Raw genomic sequence first — 9,273 nt, 5'->3', positions numbered from 1 at the left:
TTGTTGCTTGTTGCTTGTTGCTTGTTGCTTGTTGCTTGTTGCTTGTTGCTTGTTGCTTGTTGCTTGTTGCTTGTTGCATAATTAAACCTACCAATTCTTACATTATACCATAAATAAATATATAGTCAAATTATTTATTTGATATCATAATAATGCTTTTTGCCTTGAAAAATATCCTGTGATAATATTCTCTGGGCATTTTCGTATTTGAATATTTCAGAATCTTTACTGATATTATTTTCCGATATTAGAGTATCATTTGTAACTTTATAATATTTATGATAAGTACTTATAAATCCGTTTATCTCTTCTTTATAAAGCAAAGATATAATACTATTTTTATAATTAGTAACGCCAGCATTTAAAGCTATAAACATAGGTATATTTTCTGGTACAAAATTATCAGGAGCTTTATATGCCCCATTAGTACCATCCCAAATAAGTATAGGCGAAGGTTTATAATCATTTAAAAAGTTAGTTTTTATTTTTTCATCTATACTTGAACGCTGTATTATTGCTTTCAAATAAGGGTAAAGATGATCATGCTTAAATATTATAATGGCATTAGGAGAAGTTTTTAAAATTGTATCTCTTATCTTTATTATTTCAATGGCTGTCATAGCTGAATTATCAAGTGTTTCCATTATATGAAGTTTATCATTTCCTTCAAAGTATTCTAAAAACTTTTTATTATTTTCTGCTATATTTAAATCATTTGATAAATGTGAGTCAGTATGTCCCAATATAGTAAATCCAGCAGCAAATACAGGACTTTCCAAATTGTCAATATTTGTACTTAAATAAGTATTTATATTTGTAGTTCCAAGTCCGAATATTTGAGATTTAAAACCTATAGAAGGGTAGAATGTTTTTAAATTGTATGTATTTAATGCTTCTTCCAAAGCTATAGTATAGTATCCGTTTTTTGAGAGTAAGTCTGGAAGAGTATTTTCTATTTTTTCAGACTGAGTTTTAGGATAAAGCGGAGAGGATGCAGTAAGTCCCGAAAGTCTTGCATAAAAACTTCCATTGTTTACATTAGGAGCTATTTTTCTTGAATTATTAGCCCATTTTCTATATTCTTTTGTGAAAGGGTCTTTTTCAAATAATTTTGAGAAATGAGAATAATCATAAAATGATTCCAAAAATATTAAATATACATCTCTTTTAAAACTATTATTTAAATCTTCTATTTTTTCTAAATCACTTGATATATTGCTGTATACATCTGAATAATTATTTTTTAATTTTTCAATATAATCATAATCTATTTTTTCGTTATTATAAATAAAATTTGTATTTTTGTTTGAGGCATTAATTAAAATTGAATGTATGTTATTTTCCAAATTATTTATTTTATTAAAAATATTCTTTGTAGATTTTAAATATAGAGTTTCTATATCTCTTTTTGCCTCATATTCTTTTAATAAATTAATTGATTCTAATACTAATTCCTTGCTTGGCTTTATATTATTTAATCTGTCATAATTTATTCTGTAATTTATAGTGTTCATTATACCATTTCTCTCAGCATTACGCAGAAAATCTATACTCCATATATCTATATTTTTAGGCTTAAAAAATAAAATGAATATTATAAACATTATAGAAGCTGTCATAACTAATGATGATATTTTACTTTTTTCTCTGAACATTTTGTATATATTAAAAATAAATAATGATATAAAAATTATTAAAGAAGAAAAATAAATTATGCTTACAGTTATTGTTATTATTTTCAAATACATTGGAAGTACTGTAATAAGAGAAGCATAAAGATTAGGCATGTCAGAAAATAATATAACCATATTAAGAACTGTTAGGCTGATAATTTCTATTACAAAAAAAGAAAATATTGATATTATGCAAAATAGGGCAGTCAATAATATTTTTATATTTTTAAAGTTTTTATTTAATGGATTATATGCAAGCAGATTATATGCAGTCATTACAAAAATATAAGAATATAAAAAATCATATATATTAAATTTTAGATGTATCATTGAAAAGGAAGGCATAATGAACTTTATAACAGAAACATAAAGAACAGAATTGATTATAAAAAATAATATATACATTTTATAATTGTGAAAAATGTTTGGTATTATATAAAAATAAAGTATTGGAAAAAGTATTATAATAAATAGTACAAAAAAGATAACATCCTTTTTTATTTTTAATTTATATTTTATGTCTTCTATTTTATCATTTTTATTTAACTGTATGCTATTGTCATCAAGAACTAAATTACCATAATATGTACCAGCCCATCTTATATTAGTAACATTTTTAGGCATTTCATTAGTATTTGGACAAACTGTATATATTTTATTGTTTTTAAATATATTGCTTTCAAACTCAAGTCTAAAATAGTATTTATTTTCAAGTATATGATTAAAATTAGATAAATATCCTATTCTTTGAATATTTCCAAGTATAATTAAAATTGAAATAATAAAGAAAATTATAATTATAAATGCCAAATATGATAATATAAATGTTTTTTTTCTTTGCTTCATCTTGTTATTTTTATTTTTATAAGTTTATTATTATAATAACAAGTATTTTTAATTAAAGTAATAATATATTAAAAAGCCTTTATTTTTAATATATCATGTATATGAACTATTCCGATAGGTTTATTAGTATTTTCTTCAACTACTATAAGATTTGTTATTTTTCCTTCCATCATATGTAAGGCTTCTCCGATTAGAGTATCTTCATAAATAAATTTAGGGGAAGTATTCATAATATTTTGAACTTCTTCAGATAATATGTTTTGTATGTTATTATCTTTAACAAGCAGCCTTTTTAAATCTCCGTCTACAATTACACCTTTTAGTATATTATTATCATCTACAACTATAGCTATTCCCAATTTGCATTCTATTATTTTAAATAATGCTTCTTGTAATGTAGTTTTAAGATTAACTATAGGCAGATTTTCAGTATGCATAATAGATTTAACTCTTGCAAGCTGTCTTCCCAAACTTCCGCCAGGGTGAAATACAGCAAAGTCTTCAGCTTTAAAGCCTCTTAATTCCATTAAAGCTGTAGCCAATGCATCTGATAAAGCTAAAGATGCTGTAGTACTTACTGTAGGGGCAAGTTTTAGAGGGCAGGCTTCTTCTTTTACATAAGTAAGCAATGTAATTTTTGCATTTTTTGACAGAGTAGAATTTATTTCATTTGTGATTGCTATGTATGGTATATTCTGTCTGCATAACCAATTAACAAGCTCTATAATTTCTCTTGATTCTCCGCCTTTAGAATATAATATGCAGCAGTCTGATTTTGTAATCATTCCAAAATCCCCATGCATACATTCATTAGGATCAACGAAAAAACTCGGTGTTCCAGTAGAGGCAAAAGTGGCTGCTGCTTTTCTTGCAATATGTCCGCTTTTGCCAACTCCGGAAGTTATTACTCTGCCGCTTATTTGATATAACTCTTTTACAGCATTCTCAAAATTACAGTCTAAATTGTCTGATAATTTTTTAAGATTTTCGCTTTCCAGTAAAAGAGTAGTTTTTCCGCGTTCTATTATATTCATACTAATTTTTTGTTTACCTTTTATATTTTTAATCTATAACCTTACTTATTAAGTGTTCTGCCAATCTTTCTATAGCCTTATTGATGTATTTTTCATCTTTTAACTTTTTTTTATATAGGTCTATTTTTTCAGGATTAATTTTTACTGCTGTTTTCATAATGATACCCCTAAATAAATATATCTTCTATATATGATATTTCTCTTTTATAGTGGGTATCGTCTATTAAAACTGCCCCAAAGGAACATTTTTGATTAAAACCTAATCCTTTAGAAATTAAGTATTCTTCAGCTGTATTATAGAGCTTTTTCTTTTTTCGCTCAGATATTGAGTAAGCTGCATATCCAAAACTTCCCTGTCTTCGATATTTTACTTCTATAAACACAATAACAACTCCTTTTGTCATTATTAAATCTATCTCTCCTCTAGTATTTTTAGCTCTATAATTTCTTTCTAATAGAGTAAAACCTATATCCTCGAGATATTTCAAGGCAATATCCTCTCCTAGATTGCCTATAGTTTTTTTATTAGCCATTTTTTAATATTACTTTTTTTCTTCAGTGCTGAATATTTTTGTCTTTACCTCCTCTAAAAAATTATGGTCTTTATCAACAGCAACTATAAATAATTTATTAGTTTCTAATAAATTGATGGTTTCTCCGTCATCTATGAACTCTCCATTTTCATTAGATACTATTTTTATTATAGGTCTGATAGGGAAATTAGGATTTGTTGCAAAAACCAATCCTTTCCTTTTATCATTTAAAATTATAACGCATCCTATAGGATAAACTGTGAATATGCTTACAAAAGTTTTTGATATATTAGGATCATATTTTGTATTAGCACCATGTATAATTTCTCTAACTGCATCGGATAAAAATACATCTTTCTTTTTATTTTCAGAACTTTGTTCAAGCATTAAATTGAAAGTAGATTTATGTTCATGATTTTTTTGCTTATGAGTTTCCAGCCTGTTATTTTTTAACATTTTTTCTACAGCATGTGCAATGGCTACAATTTTTGCATACATGTGTATTTGATTTCCTGCAAGTCCTCTAGGATATCCTTTGCCGTTAAAATATTCATGATGTGCAAGCGATATCATAGCTACCTCATCATCGAATCTGAAACTGTTTTTCATTATTTTATAGCCGTAAACGGTATGTTTTTTTATTTCATTATATTCATCTGTTGTGAACTTTCCTATTTTTCCCAAAATTTTATCAGGCACTTTAGTTAATCCTATATCATAAAGCATAGCTCCAACCCCAAGCCTTTTTACTCTGCTTTCAGCAAATTTCATAGAACGCCCGATAATCATTGATATCATAGAAACATTTAAAGATCTTACATAATATTCATCAGCTTTAGGCAAACCGCCTAAATTAAAAAGCTGCAATACGCTATTTAAATTTCTGTTCATAATATCTAATATTTCATCTATAATTTCATTAAGTTCATTGATATTTACTATGTTATTATTTTTATAATTACCTAGTGAATTTTTTACTTTTTTGATTATGTTTAAATATATTTTTTTAAATACTTTATATTCTCTTATAAATTTATTAAAGTCGGCAGCCGATTTGGTATCAATAGTTATAGAAGCTGTATCTTCAACATATACCTCTTCTATATTCCATTTATTAAGTCTTTTAATATCTTCATCTTTGATTGCTATATATCCAGTAATCGCAAGAAAATCATTATCTAAATAAACATCTTTTTTTTCAGCTTTAGTTTTTATATCCTGTGTTTTTATAGTATTTAAATTTCCCATCGTTTTATTCTGCCTTTAATTTATATATATGTCTTAATATAATACTCACAGCCTCATAAAGTGAATAAGGTATCTCCTCTCCTATATCTAAATGCATTAAACTATTAGCAGTTTCCTCATCTGAAACAACAGGCACCTTATGTTTTTTTGCTATATCAACCATTCTTTTAGCTAAGAAATTACTGCCTTTAGATATAACAACAGGGGCATGATGTATTTCTCTATTATATAAAAGAGCCACAGCATTTTCAATATTTTTACTATTCTTCATTTGTCTTTACACCATTAATATAATTTATTTCCAATTTTATATCTTTAAAATTATTTAAATCGCTTTCTATACGTTCTTTTATATCATTGCATTTATTATATAGCTTTTTATCAAAAAAATGAATACTTATCAAATACTTATCATCATTGCCGTTTTTAGATATTGATATTTGACATAACTCTTTGCCGTTATCATAAGCTATAAAAGTAAATTGTTTATTTGTTCTTTTCTCTTCGTTTCTGTTGATGTAAAGCAATACCTCTTTTATTTCTCCTTCTATTACAAATGGTATAGGCAGCATGAATGAAGACTCTTTTAAACTTCTATTTCTCTTATTTGCAGAAAGTATTTTCAAAAGCAGTTTCAGCATATTAGAACTATCAGAAGATAATTCACCATGAAGCATATCAAAGAGCATAAACCATACATCAAAATTAGCATTTGTAGATATATAGTTGTCCAATTTTTCTTTATTATTTTGCTGCAAAACCTTATCAGCAAGCATTAGTAATATTTCGGCTGTTTCGCTATTTTTGTTAGAGTTTTTTATAACGCTTATAATCTCATCAAATTTTTTAAAAATATTTCCTAAAGTGTTTATTTCTTCTACCGTTAAATATACTCCATTAGACATTGCATTTAATATAAACTTTTTTTTGTTAATATCCAAGTCTGGAATATATTTTAATATTGTTTCAAAGTATTTTATATTTTCATAGCTAGGCTTTATACCTCTTTGGGACAATAATAAAGCCGTTTCTGATTTTTCTGTATTTATGTTAACTATTAAATCAGCATTTTTCTGACTGTTTATATTTTCTCTGGCTTCTTTAATGCTTTTGGCATCTTTTAATATAGTAAGCGTTATCTCTCCATTTTTTTTAGATACCAAAGCAAAACCTTTTTCTGTGATTCCATTTTTAAATAATGCTATAACCTTATTTCCCATAACATTTATTAATGCTTTATCAGAATCTAATTTACGCATTACAGAATATCTTACTATATCTCCATCTTTTATTTGGGTTTGATTCTTATTAGAAAGAATATTTAAATATTTATTATTTACATTAATCATATATTTATATTATATATGTTTTTATTATTTTGTTAATACTATAAAATATAAAGCAATAGGGTATAATGCCTACTGCTTTATTTTATTAAGAAAAACTAATGAATAAAAATTATAATGTTTTCATATCTATTACATATCTGAACTTTGCTTGTCCATTAGTAAGTTTATTGTATGCTTCATCTATTTGGTTTGCAGATATTATTTCTGTTTCTGGGTATATCTTATGCTTAAGAGAGAAGTCAAGCATCTCCTGAGTTTCTTTAATTCCTCCTATCATAGAACCATAAACTTTTTTTCCGCCTGAGAATATTAATCTTGCCAAATCTATACTTTGTTTAAGTTCAGCAGGAGGAAGTCCCACAATAGCCATCTCTCCGCCGTATTTAAGCAAATCTACATAATTATTAACATCATATCCAGTAGGTATTGTAGATATTATTAAATCAAAACGTATTTTAACATCTTTTGTGGAAGTAAATAAATCTTTAGCTCCCATCTCTAATGCTTCTTTTTTCTTTTTGTCATTGCGGGCAAATACATAAACTTCTGCTCCCATATTAACAGCATATTTAACTGCCATAGAGCCTAGTCCTCCAAAGCCAGCAACTCCTACTATATCGCCTTTTTTAACTTCAGAGAATTTTAAAGGCGAATAAGTTGTAATACCAGCACATAAAAGAGGGGCTACTTTTTCCATTGGGGCATCTTTTGGTACAGTAATAGCGAATTTCTCGCTTACTACTATGTTGTTTGAATATCCGCCGTAAGTAGGCTCATCATTATGAAAATGATCTTTACAGTCATAAGTTAGTACAGTTTGTCCTCTTTCGCAGAATTGTTCATGGCTTTTTTTACATGCTTCACATTCTCCGCATGAGTTTACCATACAGCCTACGCCTGCATAATCACCTATTTTGAATTTAGTAACATTCTTACCAACAGCTACAACTTTTCCAGCAATTTCATGTCCAGGCACCATAGGATATATGCCTTCATGCCATTCACTTCTTGCCGAGTGTATATCACTATGACAAATACCAGCATACATTATTTCTATAAGTATATCATTATCACCCATAGAATGTCTTGAAAACTCAAATGGCTTGAATGTATCTGTTTTGCTGTGAACTGCGTATCCTTTTGCATTGATTCTTTTTCCAGAATTAGCTTCTTCCAAATTATTATCTAGCAGCATTATAAAAACTCCTTAAAAAATATAACAGTATTATAACATTGAAGTACACTCCAATGTCAATAGTTTTATATAATTTTTTTCTGAACTTGAATAAATATTAAAAATGCAATATACTGTTTTTTATTTTGTAATTAATTAATGTCAAGGTCTTTTATGAAAGATGTCAAATTACCAAGCGGCTGGCGGGAATTTCAATTAAAGGATATAGGTTATTTTTTAAGAGGTTCTGGAATATCTAAAAAAGATTTATCTGATACTGGGGTACCAGCTGTAAGATATGGAGATATATATACAAAATATGATTTTATAATAAAAAATATTTCATCTTATACAAATTCAAAAGGCACAGAATTAAAAAGAGGAGATATATTATTTGCAGGTTCTGGCGAAACAGCGGAAGAGATAGGAAAGTCTGCTGCTTTTTTAGATGATTACAAAGTATTAGCTGGAGGAGATATTATAATTTTTAGACCAAATATTGATTTAAATAGTTTATTTTTATGTTATATATTGAATTTTGGCAGATGCAGAAAAGAAATTAGTATAATGGGACAGGGACATACTGTTGTACATGTATACGCTTCATCATTAGAAAAGTTAATGGTTACATTACCTCCAATAGATGAACAAAAACGCATAGCCGATATACTTTCATTATGCGATGACATAATAGAAAACCTTGCTAAACTTATAGAAAAAAAAGAACTTTACAAGAAAGGAGTGATGCAAAGGGTTTTAACTGGTAAGGTTAGATTTAACGGTTTTACTGATGAGTGGAAAGATATATTTTTATATGAAGTTCTAAAAGAAAGAAAAATTTATCAATCTAAAGATGGAAGTTTAGAGCATGTTTCTTTAACTAAAGACGGTATTATACCAAAAACAGAAAGATATGAAAGAGATTTTTTAGTGAAAGATAAAAATAAACAATATAAAATTACTAAAATAAATGATATTTGTTATAATCCAGCTAATTTAAAATTTGGCGTTATATGTAAGAATAATTATGGAGAAGGTATATTTTCACCTATATATGTTACTTTTGAAGTAAATAAAGAATTTGATGCAGATTTTTTTACTTATATTTTTAAATCTAAATCTTTTATTCATAATGTCAGAAGATATGAAAAGGGTACTGTTTATGAAAGAAAATCAGTTAGTCCTGAAAATTTTTTATCTATTAAAATAAAAGTTCCTAATCTAGAAGAACAAAAAAGAATATCTGAACTGATTTCTACTATAGACGCTGAAATTGATAATCTCAAAAAGCAGTTAGAATTACGCAAACTTCAGAAGAAAGGTATTATGCAGAGGCTTCTTACGGGTGAGGTGAGGGTTTAAGTTCTTTTCTTTTTATTATTTATTTTTGTTAGCTCTTTGGGTATGGGTTAGCTT

At 26.9% G+C, this 9,273-nt stretch carries 9 protein-coding genes; 1 reads left to right on the top strand and 8 read right to left on the bottom strand.

The genetic code is table 11. The annotated features are described in order from the left end of the window. Positions 1–134: 134 nt before the first annotated feature. The 8 genes from Q0J69_RS10125 to Q0J69_RS10090 all read right to left on the bottom strand — a co-directional run bounded on the left by Q0J69_RS10125 (position 135) and on the right by Q0J69_RS10090 (position 7,878). Complete coding sequence (locus Q0J69_RS10125; protein WP_297206984.1) at positions 135–2,519, bottom strand: hypothetical protein; 2,385 nt, start codon at positions 2,517–2,519, stop codon at positions 135–137. A gap of 68 nt (positions 2,520–2,587) precedes the next feature. Beyond that, on the bottom strand, positions 2,588–3,553 hold the full coding sequence (locus Q0J69_RS10120; RefSeq protein ID WP_297206981.1) for a KpsF/GutQ family sugar-phosphate isomerase: 966 nt from the start codon (positions 3,551–3,553) through the stop codon (positions 2,588–2,590). Between the two features lie 28 nt (positions 3,554–3,581). Continuing rightward, positions 3,582–3,710 carry a hypothetical protein gene (locus Q0J69_RS10115; RefSeq protein WP_297206978.1) on the bottom strand — a complete coding sequence of 43 codons (129 nt, stop codon included), beginning with the start codon at positions 3,708–3,710 and terminating at the stop codon, positions 3,582–3,584. 10 nt (positions 3,711–3,720) lie between these two features. Further along, positions 3,721–4,086 carry a YraN family protein gene (locus Q0J69_RS10110; protein ID WP_297206975.1) on the bottom strand — a complete coding sequence of 122 codons (366 nt, stop codon included), beginning with the start codon at positions 4,084–4,086 and terminating at the stop codon, positions 3,721–3,723. A 9-nt stretch (positions 4,087–4,095) separates the two neighbouring features. Beyond that, a complete protein-coding gene (locus Q0J69_RS10105; protein WP_297206972.1) occupies positions 4,096–5,334 on the bottom strand; it encodes an HD domain-containing phosphohydrolase in 1,239 nt (412 codons plus the stop codon). Positions 5,335–5,338: 4 nt separating this feature from the next. Continuing rightward, entirely contained in the window at positions 5,339–5,605 is a 267-nt protein-coding gene (locus Q0J69_RS10100; RefSeq protein ID WP_297206969.1) for an EscU/YscU/HrcU family type III secretion system export apparatus switch protein, read from the bottom strand. Further along, complete coding sequence (locus Q0J69_RS10095) at positions 5,595–6,683, bottom strand: hypothetical protein (protein WP_297206965.1); 1,089 nt, start codon at positions 6,681–6,683, stop codon at positions 5,595–5,597. The genes Q0J69_RS10100 and Q0J69_RS10095 overlap by 11 nt, the downstream gene beginning before the upstream one ends. A 109-nt stretch (positions 6,684–6,792) precedes the next feature. After that, complete coding sequence (locus Q0J69_RS10090; RefSeq protein WP_297206963.1) at positions 6,793–7,878, bottom strand: NAD(P)-dependent alcohol dehydrogenase; 1,086 nt, start codon at positions 7,876–7,878, stop codon at positions 6,793–6,795. Between the two features lie 153 nt (positions 7,879–8,031). On the opposite strand from Q0J69_RS10090, the gene Q0J69_RS10085 reads away from it, so the two are divergent. Next, positions 8,032–9,219, top strand: coding sequence for a restriction endonuclease subunit S (locus tag Q0J69_RS10085; RefSeq protein WP_297206961.1), 1,188 nt, complete (start codon positions 8,032–8,034; stop codon positions 9,217–9,219). The last annotated feature ends 54 nt before the right edge of the window (positions 9,220–9,273 follow it).

Origin of the sequence: uncultured Brachyspira sp. (assembly GCF_944388875.1) — a bacterium.
Taxonomy (GTDB): domain Bacteria; phylum Spirochaetota; class Brachyspiria; order Brachyspirales; family Brachyspiraceae; genus Brachyspira.
The sequence above is the reverse complement of the archived record's forward strand: the minus strand, read 5'-3'. Positions and strand labels throughout refer to the sequence as shown.